Origin of the sequence: Streptomyces millisiae, assembly GCF_031845425.1 — a bacterium.
Lineage (GTDB): Bacteria > Actinomycetota > Actinomycetes > Streptomycetales > Streptomycetaceae > Streptomyces > Streptomyces millisiae.
In genome coordinates this window covers 176,946-194,408 of sequence record NZ_JAVREM010000001.1, presented here as the reverse complement: position 1 = coordinate 194,408, position 17,463 = coordinate 176,946, and the positions used below count along the sequence as shown (strand labels likewise).

At 72.4% G+C, this 17,463-nt stretch carries 14 protein-coding genes; 8 read left to right on the top strand and 6 right to left on the bottom strand.

What is annotated here, in order from left to right:
• Positions 1-47 precede the first annotated feature (47 nt).
• Positions 48-1,223, bottom strand: coding sequence for an elongation factor Tu (gene tuf, locus RNC47_RS00835; RefSeq protein ID WP_311594604.1), 1,176 nt, complete (start codon positions 1,221-1,223; stop codon positions 48-50).
• A gap of 419 nt (positions 1,224-1,642) precedes the next feature.
• On the opposite strand from tuf, the gene RNC47_RS00830 reads away from it, so the two are divergent.
• On the top strand, positions 1,643-2,554 hold the full coding sequence (locus tag RNC47_RS00830; protein WP_311594603.1) for an undecaprenyl-diphosphate phosphatase: 912 nt from the start codon (positions 1,643-1,645) through the stop codon (positions 2,552-2,554).
• A 47-nt stretch (positions 2,555-2,601) separates the two neighbouring features.
• Here RNC47_RS00830 and RNC47_RS00825 read toward each other — a convergent pair whose 3' ends face one another.
• From RNC47_RS00825 to RNC47_RS00805, 5 genes are all read right to left on the bottom strand, one after another.
• Positions 2,602-3,492 carry an aldo/keto reductase gene (locus RNC47_RS00825; protein ID WP_311594602.1) on the bottom strand — a complete coding sequence of 297 codons (891 nt, stop codon included), beginning with the start codon at positions 3,490-3,492 and terminating at the stop codon, positions 2,602-2,604.
• 99 nt (positions 3,493-3,591) lie between these two features.
• Complete coding sequence (locus tag RNC47_RS00820; RefSeq protein ID WP_311594601.1) at positions 3,592-4,677, bottom strand: NAD(+)/NADH kinase; 1,086 nt, start codon at positions 4,675-4,677, stop codon at positions 3,592-3,594.
• Between the two features lie 236 nt (positions 4,678-4,913).
• A complete protein-coding gene (locus RNC47_RS00815) occupies positions 4,914-6,224 on the bottom strand; it encodes an SLC13 family permease (protein ID WP_311594600.1) in 1,311 nt (436 codons plus the stop codon).
• 57 nt (positions 6,225-6,281) lie between these two features.
• On the bottom strand, positions 6,282-9,236 hold the full coding sequence (locus RNC47_RS00810; protein WP_311594599.1) for an FAD-binding and (Fe-S)-binding domain-containing protein: 2,955 nt from the start codon (positions 9,234-9,236) through the stop codon (positions 6,282-6,284).
• Positions 9,233-10,438 (bottom strand): pyridoxal-phosphate-dependent aminotransferase family protein, encoded by a 1,206-nt coding sequence (locus tag RNC47_RS00805; protein ID WP_311594598.1) that lies wholly within the window; start codon positions 10,436-10,438, stop codon positions 9,233-9,235. The genes RNC47_RS00810 and RNC47_RS00805 overlap by 4 nt, the downstream gene beginning before the upstream one ends.
• 93 nt (positions 10,439-10,531) lie before the next feature.
• Between RNC47_RS00805 and RNC47_RS00800 the strand changes: the two genes are divergently transcribed.
• The 7 genes from RNC47_RS00800 (at position 10,532) to manD (ending at position 17,432) form a co-directional block, all read left to right on the top strand.
• On the top strand, positions 10,532-11,296 hold the full coding sequence (locus RNC47_RS00800) for an IclR family transcriptional regulator (RefSeq protein ID WP_311594597.1): 765 nt from the start codon (positions 10,532-10,534) through the stop codon (positions 11,294-11,296).
• Positions 11,297-11,316: 20 nt separating this feature from the next.
• Entirely contained in the window at positions 11,317-12,027 is a 711-nt protein-coding gene (locus tag RNC47_RS00795; protein ID WP_311594596.1) for a ribonuclease H family protein, read from the top strand.
• 81 nt (positions 12,028-12,108) lie between these two features.
• Positions 12,109-12,894 carry a FadR/GntR family transcriptional regulator gene (locus tag RNC47_RS00790; protein WP_311594595.1) on the top strand — a complete coding sequence of 262 codons (786 nt, stop codon included), beginning with the start codon at positions 12,109-12,111 and terminating at the stop codon, positions 12,892-12,894.
• A gap of 180 nt (positions 12,895-13,074) precedes the next feature.
• Entirely contained in the window at positions 13,075-14,394 is a 1,320-nt protein-coding gene (locus tag RNC47_RS00785; protein WP_311594594.1) for an ABC transporter substrate-binding protein, read from the top strand.
• On the top strand, positions 14,394-15,347 hold the full coding sequence (locus tag RNC47_RS00780) for a carbohydrate ABC transporter permease (RefSeq protein ID WP_311594593.1): 954 nt from the start codon (positions 14,394-14,396) through the stop codon (positions 15,345-15,347). Before RNC47_RS00785 ends, RNC47_RS00780 begins: the two co-directional genes overlap by 1 nt.
• Complete coding sequence (locus RNC47_RS00775; protein WP_311594592.1) at positions 15,344-16,189, top strand: carbohydrate ABC transporter permease; 846 nt, start codon at positions 15,344-15,346, stop codon at positions 16,187-16,189. Before RNC47_RS00780 ends, RNC47_RS00775 begins: the two co-directional genes overlap by 4 nt.
• A gap of 34 nt (positions 16,190-16,223) precedes the next feature.
• Positions 16,224-17,432, top strand: coding sequence for a D-mannonate dehydratase ManD (gene manD / locus RNC47_RS00770; RefSeq protein WP_311594591.1), 1,209 nt, complete (start codon positions 16,224-16,226; stop codon positions 17,430-17,432).
• The last annotated feature ends 31 nt before the right edge of the window (positions 17,433-17,463 follow it).

Sequence of the window (17,463 nt, the reverse complement as noted above, 5' to 3'; positions counted from 1 at the left end):
CCCGCCGGTCCTGGAGGCGCGCTCCAGGACCGGCGGGCCGGCCGCGGTCAGGCGCCGTCGACCGCCGTGACGGTGCCGGCGCCGACGGTGCGGCCGCCCTCGCGGACGGCGAAGCCGAGGCCCGCCTCCAGGGGCACCGGCTGGCCGAGCTCGACCGCCATGGTGACGGTCTCGCCCGGCAGCGCCACGCCGCCGCCGGGCAGCGTGATGTCGCCGACCACGTCCGCGGTCCTGATATAGAACTGCGGCCGGTAGCCGGTGGCGATCGCCGTGCGCCGGCCGCCCTCGGCGGCCGACAGCAGGTACACCTCGGCCGTGAAGCCGGAGCGTGGCACGACGCTGCCCGGTCGGGCCACCACGTGCCCCCGGCGCACCGCGTCCCTCGCCACTCCGCGCAGCAGCAGGGCCACGTTGTCCCCGGCCTGGGCCTCGGCCATCGGCTTGCCGAAGGTCTCGAGCCCGGTGACCACGGTCTCGACGTCCGCGCCGAGCACCGCCACCCGGTCGCCGAGCCGCACCGTGCCGCGCTCGACGGCGCCGGTGACGACCGTGCCGCGCCCGGTGATGGTGAGCACGTTCTCCACCGGCAGCAGGAACGGCGCGTCGAGGTAGCGCTCCGGCACCGGGACGTAGGTGTCCACGGCGTCGAGCAGGGCCTCGATGGCGGCGGTCCAGCGCGGCTCGCCGTTGAGCGCGCCGAGCCCGGAGACCCGGACCACGGGCAGCAGCTCACCGGGGTAGCCGTGCGCGGTGAGCAGCTCGCGGACCTCGAGCTCGACCAGGTCGGTCAGCTCGTCGTCCCCCGCGTCCGCCTTGTTGAGCGCCACCACGATGTGCTCGACGCCGACCTGACGGGCCAGCAACACGTGCTCGGCGGTCTGCGGCATCACCCCGTCGAGCGCCGAGACGACCAGGATCGCGCCGTCCAGCTGGGCCGCGCCGGTGATCATGTTCTTGACGTAGTCGGCGTGGCCCGGCATGTCGACGTGCGCGTAGTGCCTGGTCCCGGTCTCGTACTCGACGTGCGAGATGGTGATGGTGATGCCGCGCGCCGCCTCCTCCGGGGCCCTGTCGATCCGGTCGAAGGGGACGAAGGAGCCGGTGCCACGGTCGCTGAGCACCTTGGTGATGGCGGCGGTCAGGGTCGTCTTGCCGTGGTCGACGTGGCCCATGGTGCCGATGTTCAGGTGCGGTTTGGTGCGCGTGTACGCCTGCTTGGGCATGGCGGGATGCTTCCTCGCTGCTGGCTGGTCTCCCGGCGCGGGCTGACGGCCCGGGGCCGGGGCGCGGACCCCGTCGCTGACCGGCCGACCCTCCCCCTGCGGGGTCCGCGGTGTGTCCGGGAAGGGTCAGCTTCGGGCGCCGTCCAGGTGGGCGACCGGGGTGGGGGGTGCGAGGAGGACGACGGCAGCCTTCGGCGCGTCCGCCAGGGCGGACGGCGCGAGAGCGAAGGCGTGCCGGAACATGTGCCCATGATCGCGCCGCCGGGGTCCGGCCGTCGAACGGTTTTCGCGGCCCGCGTTACGGCTCGCGTCGCGCTCTGGCTTAGAGTGCCGTGGGAACGGGGTGTGGGGTCGTTCGGCGCCCACCCCAGCCCATGCCGTCGCCCGCTCTTTCACACGCCCGGGATGCCGCAGAGTCCATGTCTTGGTTCGAATCGATCATTCTCGGGCTTGTCCAGGGGCTGACGGAGTTCCTGCCGATCTCCTCCAGCGCCCATCTGCGGCTCACCGCCGTGGCCTTCGACTGGGAGGACCCGGGCGCCGCGTTCACCGCCGTGACGCAGATCGGCACCGAGCTCGCGGTGCTCATCTACTTCCGCAAGGACATCGTGCGGATCGTGTCCGCCTGGTTCCGGTCGCTGACGGACAAGGAGGCGCGCTCGAACCCCGACGCGCGGATGGGCTGGCTGGTGATCATCGGCACCATCCCGATCGGCGTGCTCGGGCTCACCCTCCAGGACGCCATCGACGGGCCGTTCCGCGACCTGCGTCTCATCGCCATGAACCTGATCGTGCTGGGCGTGATCCTGGGCGTCGCCGACCGGATGGCGGCCCGCGACGCGTTGGGGGGCCGCCACCGGGCGGTCCGCGAGCGCAAGTCGCTCGACCAGCTGAGCGTCAGGGACGGCCTGCTGTTCGGGCTCTGCCAGGCGATGGCACTGGTGCCGGGCGTCTCCAGGTCGGGCGCGACGATCACCGGCGGCCTCTTCCTCGGCTACAAGCGGGAGGCGGCCGCCCGGTACGCCTTCCTGCTGGCCATCCCCGCCGTGCTCGCCTCCGGCGGCTACGAGCTCACCTCGATCGGCGAGGAGGGCTCCCACGTCTCCTGGGGTCCGACGATCCTGGCCACGGTCGTGGCGTTCGTCGTCGGCTACGCCATCATCGCCTGGTTCATGAAGTGGGTCAGCACCCGCAGCTACATGCCGTTCGTCTGGTACCGGGTCGTCATCGGCGTCGTGCTGCTCGCGCTGATCTTCTTCGGGGTCGTGGAGCCGCACGCCGGCGAGGGCATCGGCGGCGGCGACGAGGTCACCACCTCAGAGGAGGGCTGAGCGCCCCCGGCACCGCGGGCACCCGCCCGGGATCCGGCGCGCCGCCGTCATGCCTCGGGGATCTCGCGGCCGTAGTTGGCGAGGGTGATGGAGTCCGGGTCCGGGCCGCGTCGCACGCCCTGGTCGAGTCCGTCGATCGCGCTCAGCTCGGCGTCGGTGAGTTCGAAGTCGAAGACGTCGAAGTTCTCGGCGATGCGCTCGGGCCTGGTCGACTTGGGGATCGCGGAGCGGCCCTGTTGCAGGTGCCAGCGCAGCATGACCTGCGCGGGGGTCCTGCCGTGGGCGCGCGCGACACGCGCGATGACCGGGTCGTCCAGCGTGCTGGTGCCGTCGCCGCCGAAGTAGAACGTGATGCCGCCGATCGGGGACCACGCCTGGGAGAGGATGCCGTGCCGGGCGTCGACCGCGAGCAGCTCGGACTGGCGGAAGTAGGGGTGGACCTCGATCTGGTTCACCGCCGGCACCACCGAGACGGAGGCCAGCAGGCGGTCCAGGTGCTCGGGCATGAAGTTGCTGACGCCGATGGCGCGGACCCTGCCGTCGGCCTGCAGCCGCTCCAGGGCACGGTAGGCGGCGATGGTGCGCTCGAACGCGCTGGGCAGGGGCTGGTGCAGGATCAGCAGGTCGAGGTGGTCGACGCCGAGCTTCCCGACGGCCTTCTGGAACGCGTGCAGGGTCTCCTCGTAGCCGTAGTCGTTGATCCAGACCTTGGTCTCGAGGAACAGGTCGTTGCGCCGGAGGCCGGAGCGGCGGATGGCCTCGCCGACCTCGCGTTCGTTGAAGTAGGCCGCGGCCGTGTCGATGTGCCGGTACCCGATCCGCAGCGCGGTCTCGACCGCCTCGACCGTCTGCTCCGGCGGGGTCTGGAAGACCCCGAACCCGAGGGCGGGGATGTCGACGCCGTTGTTCAGCGTGAGGCTCGTCGTGCTCGTCGTCATGACCGCAGGCTAGGCCGACGGCCGGGCCCGGAGGCAGGCCGTGACACTGCCCGGAACGACATTCACCCTCCCGCCGGGGACCGGTCGGGCGGCGGGCCGTCAGCCGGCTTCGTCCCGCGGGCCAGGGGGTTCGGACGGCTCGGTGAGCAGCGTGAGGTGGGCGAGGTCGCCTGGCGGCGGGGTCGTCACCGACCAGAGCGGGGCGGGGGTGCCGTCGGCGACCGCGGCCGGCGCGTCGGTGAGGTTCATCCGCGCGCGCAGCCGGCCGTAGAAGTCCATCGGCTTCAGGCGCGCGGCGCGCAGCCGGCGCCGGGCCGCGTAGACGCCGATCCAGTCGCCGGGGTCGAGCACGCCGCGCAGCTGACCGTCGACGCTGACGGCCGCCTGGCCCGACCGTTCGAGCACCCGGAGGCCGATGGGCTCGTCGGGTGCCGTGACGACGGAGCGGTCGAACGCCATGTGCGGCGCGATCGGGGTGAAGACGAGGGCCTCGGCGCGGGGCGACACCACGGGTCCGCCGGCGGCGAAGCTGTAGGCGGTGGAGCCGGTCGGCGTGGCCACCAGCAGGGCGTCGGCCGAGTAGGAGGCCAGCAGCCTCCCGGCCAGGTAGACCCCGACGGACACCTGCCGGTCCCGCGAGAGCTTCTCCAGGACGACGTCGTTGAGCGCGAAGACGTTCAGCGCGATGCCCCACTCGTCGTCGGTCGCGCAGTCCGTCCGCACCCGGGGCGGCGGCAGCAGGGGCCCTCGCCCGTACCTCATCAACGCCTCGACGTCCGGCGGCACTTCGAGCCGGCGCGAGGCACGCAGCGTGAGCAGCATGCGGTGGTCGACGGCGAGCCGGCCGGCCAGCACCGCGTCCAGCGCCGAGAGCACCTCGTCCGCCGAGACCTCCGTCAGGAACCCGAGACGGCCGAGGTCGACGCCCAGGAGCAGCGCGTCGTGCTCGGCGGCCAGCCGGGCGCCGCGCAGGAAGGTGCCGTCGCCTCCGAGGGTGACGATGAGGTCGGGATCGCCGGCGGACGCGACCTCCTCGCGGGCGCTGCGCCGCCCGCCCTCCTCCCACACGTCGATGTCGGCGCAGGGCAGGGCGTGTTCGGCGCACCACGCGTGCACGGCCCGTGCCGCGTCCCGCGCCGCCGGGCGCCCGCCGTGCACGACCAGACCGACCCGGCTCACCGTCACGTCCGCCTCCACAGTGGTTCGCGGACGAGCGCCCGCGGACCGCACGCTCCGCCGGCCCCTCGCCGTCGGTCCGCCATTCTCTCCCGACGACGTCCCGAATGCCGGGTATGGGCGGGTGCGCGTCCTTCGGGTGCGCGGCGGGTGGGCGGGGCGCTCGACCAGGGGCGGTTCGGTGCGGAGCACCGACAGGTTGGTTCGGGTAGGGCGGTCGGTGCCGCATCGGTCCTCGCCTGCCGTCAGAGCCAGCCTGGCAGCACGAAGACGGCGCAGGACACCAGGGGCGCGATCGCGATCATGCTCATGCCCCAGATCATCAGCCCTCGGAACGTCGCGTCCCGGGCCTCCGCCGGGGTGCTGGCCACGACGAGCGCTCCGCTGGTGGAGAACGGGGAGGAGTCGACCACCGAGGCCGAGATCGCCAGCGCGGTGATCAGGCCGACCGCGCCGACCTGCCCGGTGTACAGGAAGGGCACCGCGAGCGGGACGAGCGCGCCGAGGATGCCGGTGGTCGACGCGAACGCCGAGACGCCGCCGCCGATGAGACAGATGAGGAAGGCGGCCAGCAGCGGGGTCCCGATGCCGGCGACGCTCTCGCCGAGGTGGTCGATGGTGCCCACGCTCTCCATCAGCCCCACGTAGGTGACCACGCCGCAGACCAGCATCACGGTGGGCCACGCGACGTCGGAGACGCATGTCCTGGTGGTCTCGGGCCACAGCAGGAGGAGGGTGGTGGCGATGCTCAACGCCAGCAGCCCCACGTCGAACTCCAGCGCGAGCGCGCCGACCGCCAGCACGACGAGTCCGGCGAGCGTCGCGATTCGCTGCGCGTTCAGGGTGGTGACGTCCGTGTCCTTCGTGTCAGCCGCCCGGGTCACGGTGCTCCCGCCGCCGCCCGGCCGGTCCGTCTCGCCCCGCCGGGCGGGTTCGGCGTCGACGCGCCGGCGCAGCAGCCGCCGCCCGCCGAACAGGAAGAACACCACGACGCTCAGCAGCGTGTTGAAGAGCAGGGAGCTGACCCACAGCGTGACGGGGCTGCCGGGCAGCCCGCTGCGCTCCACGACCCCGTTGGTGGTGCTGCCGTAGATGCTGATCGGCGAGAAGCCGCCGGCGCTGGCGCCGTTGATGACGAGCAGCCCCATGAGCATCGGGTCGATCCTGTGGCGGGTGGCGAAGTTCAGGCCGATCGGCGCCATCATCGCCACCGCGCCCGGCACCACGGCGCCCACCGCCGTCAGCAGGCTGGTGACGACGAACATCACCCAGGGGATCAGGGCTATCCGCCCCCGCACGGCCCGCACCCCGGCCTGGATGAGCCAGTCGACCGTGCCGTTGCACCTGGCGATGGCGAAGAGCAGGGTCACGCCGACCAGGACGACGAAGAGGTCGCCGGGGAATCCGGCGAAGAGGTCGTCCTCGGTCTTTCCGAAGACGAAGGTGCCGAGCAGGAAGGCGCCGAGGAAGGCGACCGCTCCCATGTTGACGGATCGCACGGTCGCGAAGAGGAAGACGAGAACCAGGCCGACGATGGAGAGTGCTTGGGGGGACATCGACGCTCCTCGGGGCAGACGTTGGCTCGCGGGGGGTGACGCCGAGGCTGCGGGGCGCTAGGCGCCCGGTTCTCCCCGGTCACGGTCGGCCAGCGCCTCCCGCACCAGTTCCACCGGGTGCCAGGCGGTGCGGCCCGCGCCGTGGAAGATCTGCTGCCGGCACGACACGCCGGTCGCGGCCACCACCGTGTCCGCCGGTTCCGCGGCCAGCGCCGGGAACAGCCGGTCGCCGCCGACGGTCATGGACGTCTGGTAGTGCTCGGACTCGAAGCCGAAGGAGCCGGCCATCCCGCAGCAGCCGGCGTCGATCTCCACGACCTCGGCGCCCGGGATCCGGCGGAGCAGGGCGAGGGTGGCGGCGGTGCCCACCTCGGCCTTCTGGTGGCAGTGGCCGTGGTAGACGACGCGCCGCCCGGCGAGCCAGGAGTCGGCGCGCAGGGTGAGCAGGCCCGCGTCGACGGCCTCGACGAGGAGTTCCTCGACCTGCCTGACCCGCTTCGCCACCGCGCGTGCCGGGGCGGAGTCGGGCAGCAGCGTGGCGTACTCGTCGCGCACCATGAACACGCAGGAGGGCTCGCAGCCGACGATCGGCGATTCGGCGTCCGTGTCGCGGTCGAGCGAGGCGACCAGCGCCGACGCCTTCTTCGCGGCGTCGTCCAGCAGTCCCTTGGACATGCCGGAGCGTCCGCAGCAGCCGCCGGTGGCGAGTTCGACGCGCCATCCGGCGAGTTCGAGCAGTTCGACGGCGGCCCGGCCGATGCCTGGTTCCGTGTAGGTGGTGAAGGAGTCGGCGAGCCAGGTGACGGTGCCGAGCGGCGCCGCGCCCCGGGGTGTGGGCGGGCGGTGACGGCGGAACCACCGCGGCAGGCTGTCGCGGTGGAAGGTGGGCAGCGGGCGGGCGGCGGTGATGCCGAGGGCGCGCTCCAGGAGTCGGCGCAGGAGCGGGACGCGTCCGGGGAGGTTGGACAGCGGCGCGGTCGCGGACCCGAGCCGATTGAGGGCGCGGATCGCGGCGAAGACGCGCGAGCGCAGGGGGGTGCCGTGGATCTGGTGGTGGTGGGCGAGGGTCTCTGCCTTGAGTGAGGCCATGTCGACGCTCATCGGGCACTCGGTCTTGCAGGCCTTGCACATCAGGCAGAGGTCGAGGATCTCGTGCAGCCGCTCGTCGCCGAGTGCGGCGTGCGGGTCGGGCTCCGACAGCGCCTTCACCAGGGCGTTGGCGCGGCCCCGGGTGGAGTGTTCCTCGTTCCTCGTGGCGATGTAGGAGGGGCACATGACGCCGGCGGTGGCCTTGCGGCAGGCGCCGATGTTCATGCAGCGGTCGGCGGCCCCGCGCATGCCGCCGACGACCTCGAAGTCCAGGGTGGTCCGCAGCGGAGGGGCGGGGGGCAGGGCATCGCGGTCGCGAAGGTTGTCGGTCATCGACGGGGCGTCGACGATCTTGCCGGGGTTCATGATGTTGGCGGGGTCGAAGAGGCGCTTGACCGCGCGCATGGCCTCGTAGAGTTCGTCGCCGAAGATCTCCCGGTTGAACTCGCTGCGGGCCAGGCCGTCGCCGTGCTCGCTGGAGTTGACCCCGCCGTACTCGGTGACGAGGTCCCTGACCGCCTCGGCGACGGCACGCATCCTCGCGACCTCGTCGGGCTCGGTGAGGTCGACGAACGGGCGGATGTGCAGGCATCCCACGGAGCAGTGGCCGTAGAAGCCCGCCTCAAGACCGTGGTCGTCCAGGATCTTCTTGAGCCGCGTGGTGTACTCGGCGAGGACGGCCGGGTCCACGGCGGTGTCCTCGATGAAGGCCAGCGGTCGGCGGGTGCCCTGGCCGGCGGCCATGAGCAGCCCGAGGCTGGACTTCCTCACCTTCAGCAGCGCGGCCTGCTCGGCGGGCGTGACGGCGCGGAGCGTGTGGTAGCCGTGCCCGTTCCGCCGCCACACGGCGTCGAGTCGGTCCAGCCCGGCGATCAGTTCCGCCTCGTCGTCGCCGGCGAAGGAGACGAACAGCAGGGCCCCGGGGTCTCCCACCAGGATGTCCCCGAGGCCGGCGAACTCAAGCTTCCGGCGGGAGAGTTCGAGGATGGTGCGGTCCATCAGCTCGACCTGGTGGGGGTCGCAGTCCAGGGCGTCCGTGGTGGCGGAGATGGCGCTCGGCGTGTCGGCGAAGTGACCGACGGCGTAGACCGTTCGTGCCGGCCTGGGCACCAGGTCGACCAGGGCGTGGGTGGCGACCACCAGGGTGCCCTCGGCTCCGACCACGAACTTGGCCAGGTCGAAGGGCCTGTCCGGGCCGAAGCCCACCAGCCGGTCGAGCCGGTAGCCGCAGGCGCGCCGCCAGAACGCCGGCATCCCGGCGGTGATGGCGTCCGCGTGGACCTCGACCAGCCCCGGCAGCTCCCGGTGGATCCGGCCCTCCAAGGTCGCCGCCGTCGCGCGGCGCGCCCGCTCGGCCTCGTCGACCGGCTCGAACCGGGCGCGGGAGCCGTCGGAGAGCACCACGTCGAGCGCCCGCACATGGTCGATCGTCATGCCGTAGGTCAGCGAGCCACTGCCGGCCGAGTTGTTGCCGATCATTCCGCCGATGGTGGCCCGGTTGCTGGTGGAGGTGTCGGGGCCGAACATCAGCCCGTGGGCGGCGGCGGCCTGGTTGAGCTGGTCCTGCACCACGCCGACCTCGACCAGCGCCGTGCGCGCCACCGGGTCGATCTCCAGGATCCGGTTCATGTGCCGGGAGGTGTCGAGCACCAGCCCGGGCCCGATGGTCTGGCCGACCAGGCTGGTCCCGGCGCCCCGGGGCACGACGGGCACGCCGAGTTCGCCGGCCGCCCGCACCGCCGACGCGACGTCGTCCGCGTGCCGCGGGAACGCCACGCCCAGCGGGGTGATCGCGTACATGCTGGCGTCGCGCGAGAACAGGTGGCGGGTGTAGTCGTCGAAGGCGACCTCGCCGTCGAGCGTGGCGGCGAGCGCGCGTTCCAGTCGGGCGCCGACGGTCGGGCGCGGGGTCGGGGCGGTCATCGCGACTCCTCTCCCCGGTCGCCGGTCCGGTCCTCGTGCGCGGCGCGCAGCACGTCGAGGGCGGCCTGGAGGCCGCCGGGGTCGACGGCCACCCCGGCCAGTTGGAGGCCCAGCTGCACCCCGGCGAGGGTGCCGGCCAGGGTGAGGTCGTTGAGGTCGCCGAGGTGTCCGATCCGGAACACCCGACCGGCGAGCCTGCCGAGCCCGGTGCCGAGCGACATGTCGAAGCGGTCCAGGATGATCTGCCGGACCTTGTCCGCGTCGTGGCCGTCGCCGAGCAGCACGGCGGTCAGGGAGCTCGAGTACTCCCGCTCGTCGGCGCACAGCACTTCGAGGCCCCAGCCCCGGACGGCGGCCCTGGTCGCCTCGGCATGGCGGTCGTGCCGCGCGAACACCGCGGACAGCCCCTCCTCCTCGAGCAGGAGCAGCGCCTCCCGCAGCCCGTAGAGCAGGTTGGTGGGCGGGGTGTACGGGAAGTGGCCGCCCTCGTTGGCCGCCAGGATCGGTGCCCAGTCCCAGTACGAGCGCGGCAGCCGCGCCGTGTCGGCGGCCGCGAGCGCCTTCTGGCTGATCGCGTTGAACCCCAGTCCCGGTGGCAGCATCAGGCCCTTCTGTGAGCAGCCGACCGTGACGTCGACGCCCCACGCGTCGTGCCGGTAGTCGATGGAGGCCAGCGAGGAGATCGTGTCGACCAGCAGCAGCGCGGGATGGTCCGCGTCGTCGATGGCTGCCCTGATCTCCGGTACCCGGCTGGTGACCCCGGTCGAGGTCTCGTTGTGGACGACCAGCACCGCGGCGACGGCGTGCGCCCGGTCCGCGGCGAGGCGTTCGGCGACGGCGGCCGGGTCGACGCCGCGCCGCCAGTCGCCGGGGACGAGGTCGACGACCAGCCCGAGTCCCTCGGCCATGTCGCGCCAGAGGGTCGCGAAGTGGCCGGTGTCGAAGGCGAGTACGCGGTCGCCCGGCGAGAGGGTGTTGACGAGCGCCGCCTCCCAGGCGCCGGTGCCCGAGGAGGGATAGACGACGACCGGACCGCCGGTGCCGAAGACCGGCCCGAGCCGCCGGAGCAGGTCGCGCGCGAGTTCGGCGAACTCCGGTCCGCGGTGGTCGATGGTGGGCCGGGCCATGGCCCGCAACACCCGGTCCGGGACGTTGGTCGGCCCGGGGATCTGCAGGAAATGTCGTCCGCTGTGCGCCGTCACCGGATCCAACCCCTTCACTGTGCCGTGAGGCGGTACACTGTGCCGTTTCAGAGCGCGGTGAGGTTAGGGATCGACGATCGAGGAGTCAAGGCAGTGCGCAACGTCCTGAACGCCCTTCGGGTGCTCGAAGAGGTCGCCGCCCGGCAGCCGGTCGGGGTCGGCGGGTTGGCGCGGGTGCTCGACCTGCCCAAGAGCTCGGTCCAACGCGCGCTGGTCACGCTCCACACGGCCGGCTGGATCCGGCCGGCCCCGGGCGAGGTCAGGCGGTGGGTGATGACCACCAAGGCGCTCACGGTCGGCGGACGGGCCAGCGGCGACCTCGGCCTGCGCGACGCGGCCATGCCGATCATGGAGGAGCTGCGCCGGCGCACCGAGGAGACCATCCACCTCACCGTCCCCGAGGAGGACCGGGTGGTCCTCATCGAGCGGCTCGAGACCGCCAACCCGCTGCGCATCAGCATGGCCCTCGGCCACGCGCTGCCCCTGCACGCCTCCGCCAACGGCAAGGCCGTCCTCGCCAACAGCGGACCCGAGCGCCTCGGCCGCCTGTTCGCCGACGAGGTGCCGCGGTACACCGAGCACACGATCACCGATCCCGACCAGCTGCTCGCCGAGCTGGCCCGGGTACGGGAGCGCGGGTTCGCCCTCAACCACGGCGAGTGGCGGGCCGACGTCGGTTCGGTCGCGGCCGCCGTCCTGGCCGGCCCGGAGAAGCCGATCGCCAGTCTCAGCGTGAACGTCCCGATGAGCCGCCTGACCGAGGAGTCCGAGACGTGCTGGGGCGGCCTGGTGCGCGAGGCGGCGGCGGACCTGGCCGCCCGGCTCGGCTACGGAGACGCGGCGGAGCCCGCCCGCTGACCCCTGGCATCATCGGGGGCATGACGGAACGGATCATCGCCGCCTGCGACGGGGCGTCGAAGGGCAACCCGGGGCGTGCCGCCTGGGCCTGGGTCATCGCCGACGCCGAAGGCGACCCGGGGCCCTGGGCGGCCGGGCCGCTGGGCACGACGACCAACAACGTGGCGGAGCTGTCCGCGCTGCGGCACCTGCTCGAGGCGACGGACCCGGCCGTGCCGATGCAGGTGCGGATGGACTCGCAGTACGCCATGAAGGCGGTCACCACCTGGCTGCCGGGCTGGAAGAAGAAGGGGTGGCGGACCGCTTCCGGCTCGCCGGTGGCCAACCGCGAGCTGGTCGAGGGCATCGACCGGCTGCTGGTCGGTCGCGCGGTCGAGTTCGTGTACGTGGCGGCCCACCAGGTGGACGGTGACCGGCTCAACGACTTCGCCGACCGCGCCGCGAGCCAGGCCGCCACCAGCCAGCTCGCCGCCGGCAGCGCGCAGGGCTCCGCGGCCCCGCCGCCGGCCGCCGCCAGGCCGGCCAAGGCGGCGAAGGCGGCGAAGCCCTCGAAGGCGGCGAACTCGACGCGCCGCCGGACCTCGAAGGGCGAGATCACCGCGAAGTTCCCGGGCCGTTGCCGCTGCGGCCGGTCCTACGCGGCGAGCGAGCCGATCGCCAGGAACGCGCAGGGCTGGGGCCACCCGGCCTGCCGGGACGTCGAGTCCGAGGCGGCCGGCCGGAGTTCCTGACCACGGGACCAGGGGACCGCGGTACCGGGGCGCGCGCCCGCGCCGGGGGCGGCGCCCCGGCCTGCTGTTAAGCTCCTGGTCATGCCCGCCCCGCCCACCTCACCGTCGGGTCGTGCCGCGCCCTCGTCGCAGCGAGGGTTGCTGACGGAGCGCGTCGCACGCCAGTTGGAGCACGACATCCGCTCGGGTGAGATCCCCGTCGGGGAGAAGCTGCCCTCGGAGCGCGAGCTGGCCGAGCGGTTCGGCGCCAGCCGGAACGTGGTCCGGGAGGCGTTGCGGCGGCTCGAGGCCCAGCACATGATCGAGGTGGCGCCGGGCCGGGGCTCCTTCGTCAGCGAGCAGTCGCCGGGGCAGGCGCGCAGCTACGACGCCCTGTACCGGGCGGGCCGCCCCACCGTGCGGCACCTGATCGAGGCACGCATCCCGCTGGAGGTCGAGATCGTGGGCCTGGCCACGGAGCGCGCCGACGAGGCCGAGCTCGACGCGATGCGGCGGGCCAACGACGCGTTGCTGCGGGCCACCGACGTCGTGCACAAGGCCCGGGCCGACCTCGACTTCCACGACGCGATCGCGGCGGCGAGCGGCAACCCCGTGCTGCGGACCATGCTGTCGTCGATCGGCGGGATGATGTTCGAGATGATGCTCCGCTCGAACTCCGATCCGTCGATCGGCGAGCCGGGCGTGCCGCACCACCCGGAGATCCTCGAGGCGATCGTGGCCCGCGATGTCGAGCTGGCCAGGGCGCGGATGCGCGAGCACCTCATGCTCGGACTGCGGACCTACGGCGCGGATCTCGACCTCGGTCTCGACGTCATGGCGCGCCAGCACATCGAGACGCTGCTGCGGCAGTCCCAGGACCATGGCTGAGGTCACGGCCCGCCGATGACGGGCGGCCGACCGCCGGTCGGCACAGCGTGAACCCGTGATCCCGGGGCTGGTCAGGGACCAGGACACCTGTTACGGTCCAACTGGTCCTACCAGTTGGACCACCACTTTTCAGAACCAGCACAAGCACTTCCGCGCGTACGGAGAAAGTCGAGGACGAGGATGTCCACGAGCCCCCAGTCGGTCAGCCGCCGCTCCTTCGGCAGACTGGCCGCCGTGGCGGCCGCCGCCACCGTCGGCGGGCTGACGCTCGGCGCCTGTTCGGGCCGGAGCGGCTCCGCCTCCCCCGACGCGCCGCTGCGCGTCATGGCGATCAACCACGTCTGGTCGCAGGCGATCGCCGGCCGGGTCGCCGAGTTCGAGGAGCGGATCGGACGCGGCGTCTCGATCTCGATGCTCACCTCGGACCAGCTGTCCAACAGCTACAACGTGAAGCTCAACGCCTCCGCCACGGACGTCGACGTCATGATGGTCAGGGCACTCCAGGAGCAGCTGCTCTTCGCGACCAACGGCTGGCTCGCCGACCTGACCGACCGCGTGTCGGACGCGGCCTTCGACTGGGCCGACTTCCAGGAGGCGCCGCGCCGGCGGTCGACCACGGCGGGCCGGGTGTTGAGCGTTCCCGTGGTGACCGAGCGGCCCGCGCTGTACTACCGCAGGGACCTGCTGGCGGACTTCGGCGGCCCGCCCGGCACATTGGACGAGCTGATGGAGCTGTCCCTCGAACTCGCGAACCGAGGCGACGACTTCTTCGGGTTCGTCGGCCGGGGTCAGCGCAGCGGCGCCGTCAGCCAGTGGTCGAGCTTCCTCTACTCCTTCGGCGGCGACTTCACCGCCGAGGGGCGCTCCACCATCGCCACCCCGGAGGCGATCGCCGCCTACGAGTACTACGGCCGGCTGCTGGAGCGGACAGGGCCGCCCGGCGCGACCAACATGAGCCTGGAACAGGCCATGCCGATCTTCGCCCAGGGCAAGGCGGCGTTCTACGTCGACGCCGACGCGATCTACACCAACTTCCTCGACCCGGCGGTCTCCACCGTCCAGGACACCGTCGGCTTCGCTCCGTTCCCGGCCGGCCCGGCCGGCTCCCGGCCGCACAACATCCCGTCCTGGTCCCTGGCGGTCAACGAGTTCTCCCTCCTGCGGGACGACGCCTGGGAGTTCATCCGCTGGGCGTCCAGCCCGGAGATGGTGGCCGCGCTGCAGGCCGACGGCATACCGGGGGCCCGGCAGTCCGCCTGGTCGGACACCGAGACCCTGGCGGCGTTCCCCGCCGAACTCGCCGAGACCATGCGGATCAGCGCGGAGAACGGGATCGGGCACGACCGGCCGGAGGTGCTCCAGGTCGGCCGCGCCCGTGACATCGTCGGCCGTCCGCTGGTCGCCGGCATCCTGGGCGAGCCCGTGGCGGCGGTGGCCCGCGAGGCGGACGCCGAGTTCGCCGACTTCCTCGTCCGCGACAACCGCCACCGGGAGTCCTGATGGCCGCCGTGCAGACCAAGCCCCAGCCACGCCCCGCCCTGGGCCGCCGGCCGGGCGGCCGCGCCCCGCGCACCTTCGAACAGGCCAACCGCCGGCTGAAGTGGATGATGCTGGCGCCCGCCCTGCTCTTCGTCGGCGCCATGATCGTCTTTCCGCTCGTCTACACCGTCAACCTCGGCTTCACGGACGCCTTCGGCGCGGTGAACGCGGACCAGGAGTACGTCGGTTTCCAGAACTTCACGGACGCGCTCGGCGACACCCGCCGCTTCTGGCCGGCCGTGCAGCGCACCGTCGTCTTCACCGTCGGCGCGGTGCTGCTGGAGACGGTGCTCGGCCTGGCGCTGGCCATGCTGATGCGCCGTGCCTTCACCGGCATCCGCTGGGTGCGCACGATCCTGCTGATTCCGCTGCTCACCACGCCGGTCGCCATCGGCATCCTGTGGCTGCTGATCCTGGACCCGACCAACGGCATCGCCAACCACCTGCTGGAGTCCGTCGGCCTGCCGCCCCAGGAGTTCCTCGGCTCGGTCAGCCAGTCGCTGCCCACCCTGATGCTGATCGACGTGTGGCAGTGGACCCCGATGATGACCCTGCTGCTGCTCGCCGGCCTCGCCACGCTGCCCGAGGAGCCCGAGGAGGCGGCCAGGGTCGACGGGGCGAACGGCTGGCAGCGCTTCCGGCACGTGGTGCTGCCGATGCTCTCCACCACGCTGGCCACCGCGCTGGTGCTGCGCTCCGTCGACGCGCTGAAGACCTTCGACCTGCTCTACGCCACCAAGGGCCCGGGCGGCGGCTCCGACTTCGAGGTCGAGACGCTCAACGTCTACGCCTACGGCCTCACCTTCGACTACCTGGAGTACGGGCTGGCCGCCGCGGTGCTCGTGCTGTTCACGCTGTTCATCATCGGCGTCGTGCTCGTGCTGCGGCGCCGCGCCGGAAGGAAGTCCGCATGAGCGCCAACGCCGCCACCAGCCGCGCCGGCCGGCGCCGCCACCCGTGGTCCCTGCTGCGGGGGGTCGCCGTGACGGCGGTCTCGCTGGTCTTCGCGCTGCCCATCGTGTGGATGTTCGCGGCCGCCTTCAAGACCAACGTGCAGGTCACCGACCCGAGCGTGGGCCTGTTCTTCAGCCCGACGCTGGAGAACTTCCGCAACGTCCTGGCGGACGGCGAGATCCTGCGGTCGCTGCGCAACTCGCTGATCGTGGGCGGTGTCTCCACCGCGCTGTCCGCGCTGATCGCGGTGCCGGCCGCCTGGGCCGTGGGCCGGTTCCGGATGCACCGCACCGGATCCCTGATCCTCATCGCCCGCATCGTCCCCGCCGTGTCGCTCCTGGTGCCCTGGTACTACCTGTTCGCCAGGGCCGGCCTGGTGGGCAGCTACACGGTCCTGATCCTCAGCCACATGTTCGTCTCGGTGCCGCTGATCCTCTGGATCATGATCGGCTTCTTCGAGGGCCTGCCGGTGGAGCTGGAGGAGGCGGCACGCACGGACGGCCTCTCGGCCTTCGGCGCCTTCTGGCGCATCGCGCTGCCGCTGGCCGCCCCCGGCACCGCCACGGCCTCGCTGCTGGCCTTCGTCTTCAGCTGGAACAACTTCATGTTCGCGCTGATCTTCGCCGACGAGAACACCAGGACCGCGCCGGTGACCCTGTTCAACTTCATCTCCTACGCCAGCACCGACTGGGGCGGCCTGATGGCCGCCGCCGCCCTGATGACCATCCCGGTCGTCCTCGTCGCGGTCCTCGGCCAGAAGCACCTCGTGGCCGGCCTCACGGCCGGGGCCACGAAGGGCTGACCAGCACCCCACCCACCCCCAGGAAGACCACTCCATGAAGATCGTCGACGCGAAGGTCGTCGTCACCAGCCCGGGCCGCAACTTCGTCACCCTGCGGATCACCACCGACGAGGGCATCACCGGCCTGGGCGACGCCACCCTCAACGGGCGCGAACTCGCCGTCGTCAGCTACCTCGTGGACCACGTGGTGCCGCTGCTGATCGGCAGGGACCCGCACCGGATCGAGGACACCTGGCAGTACCTGTACCGGGGCGCCTACTGGCGCCGCGGTCCGGTGACGATGGCCGCGATCGCCGCCGTGGACGTCGCGCTGTGGGACATCAAGGCGAAGGCCGCCGGGCTGCCGCTCTACCAGCTGCTCGGCGGCGCGAGCCGGGACCGGGTGCGCGCCTACGGACACGCGAGCGGCCGGGACGTGCCCGAGCTGTTCGACTCGATCCGGGCCAGGCAGGCCGAGGGCTACCAGGCGATCCGGGTGCAGACCGGTGTGCCGGGCCTGGCGAAGGTCTACGGCGTCCACCACGGTGAGGAGTCCGCCGCGGCGGGCCGGCACCCCCGCCCGCTGGTCGAGGACTGGGACACCGCCGCCTACCTGCGGCACATACCCGGCGTCTTCGAGGCCGTACGCGGTGAGTTCGGGCCCGAGCTGCCGCTGCTGCACGACGCGCACCACCGGCTGACCCCGGTGCAGGCGGCCCGGCTCGGCAAGGCCCTCGAACCGTACGACCTGTTCTGGCTGGAGGACTGCACCCCGGCCGAGAACCAGGAGGGGCTGCGTCTGGTACGCCGGCAGACCAGCACCCCGCTGGCCATCGGCGAGGTCTTCAACAGCGTCTTCGACTACCAGACGCTGGTGGGCGAGCAGCTCATCGACTACGTGCGCTCCGCCGTGACCCACTTCGGCGGCGTCACGCCGCTGCGCAAGCTGTTCGACTACGCGGCGCAGTACCAGATCAAGAGCGCCGTGCACGGCCCGGAGGACATCTCGCCGGTCGGCATGGCCGCCGCGATCCACCTGGACCTGGCGATCCACAACTTCGGCATCCAGGAGTACTCGGGCCACACCGCGCTGACCGACGAGGTGTTCCGGCACGCCTACACGTTCACCGACGGGCACCTGCACCCGGGCGAGGCCCCCGGCATCGGCGTCGAGCTCGACGAGGAGCTCGCCGCGGCCCACCCCTACCGGCCGGCCTACCTGCCGGTCAACCGGCTGGCCGACGGCACCGTCCACGACTGGTGAGCCCCGCGCGGGGTGGCCGCTCGGCCCGGCC

Excerpts from the sequence above, each read along its gene's own strand:
- RNC47_RS00815 (WP_311594600.1), bottom strand. The coding sequence starts at position 6,224 with ATGTCCCCCCAAGCACTCTCCATCGTCGGCCTGGTTCTCGTCTTCCTC.
- RNC47_RS00830 (WP_311594603.1), top strand. The coding sequence starts at position 1,643 with ATGTCTTGGTTCGAATCGATCATTCTCGGGCTTGTCCAGGGGCTGACG.
- RNC47_RS00790 (WP_311594595.1), top strand. The coding sequence starts at position 12,109 with ATGCCCGCCCCGCCCACCTCACCGTCGGGTCGTGCCGCGCCCTCGTCG.
- manD (WP_311594591.1), top strand. The coding sequence starts at position 16,224 with ATGAAGATCGTCGACGCGAAGGTCGTCGTCACCAGCCCGGGCCGCAAC.
- RNC47_RS00775 (WP_311594592.1), top strand. The coding sequence starts at position 15,344 with ATGAGCGCCAACGCCGCCACCAGCCGCGCCGGCCGGCGCCGCCACCCG.
- tuf (WP_311594604.1), bottom strand. The coding sequence starts at position 1,223 with ATGCCCAAGCAGGCGTACACGCGCACCAAACCGCACCTGAACATCGGC.
- RNC47_RS00810 (WP_311594599.1), bottom strand. The coding sequence starts at position 9,236 with ATGACCGCCCCGACCCCGCGCCCGACCGTCGGCGCCCGACTGGAACGC.
- RNC47_RS00825 (WP_311594602.1), bottom strand. The coding sequence starts at position 3,492 with ATGACGACGAGCACGACGAGCCTCACGCTGAACAACGGCGTCGACATC.
- RNC47_RS00780 (WP_311594593.1), top strand. The coding sequence starts at position 14,394 with ATGGCCGCCGTGCAGACCAAGCCCCAGCCACGCCCCGCCCTGGGCCGC.
- RNC47_RS00795 (WP_311594596.1), top strand. The coding sequence starts at position 11,317 with ATGACGGAACGGATCATCGCCGCCTGCGACGGGGCGTCGAAGGGCAAC.
- RNC47_RS00785 (WP_311594594.1), top strand. The coding sequence starts at position 13,075 with ATGTCCACGAGCCCCCAGTCGGTCAGCCGCCGCTCCTTCGGCAGACTG.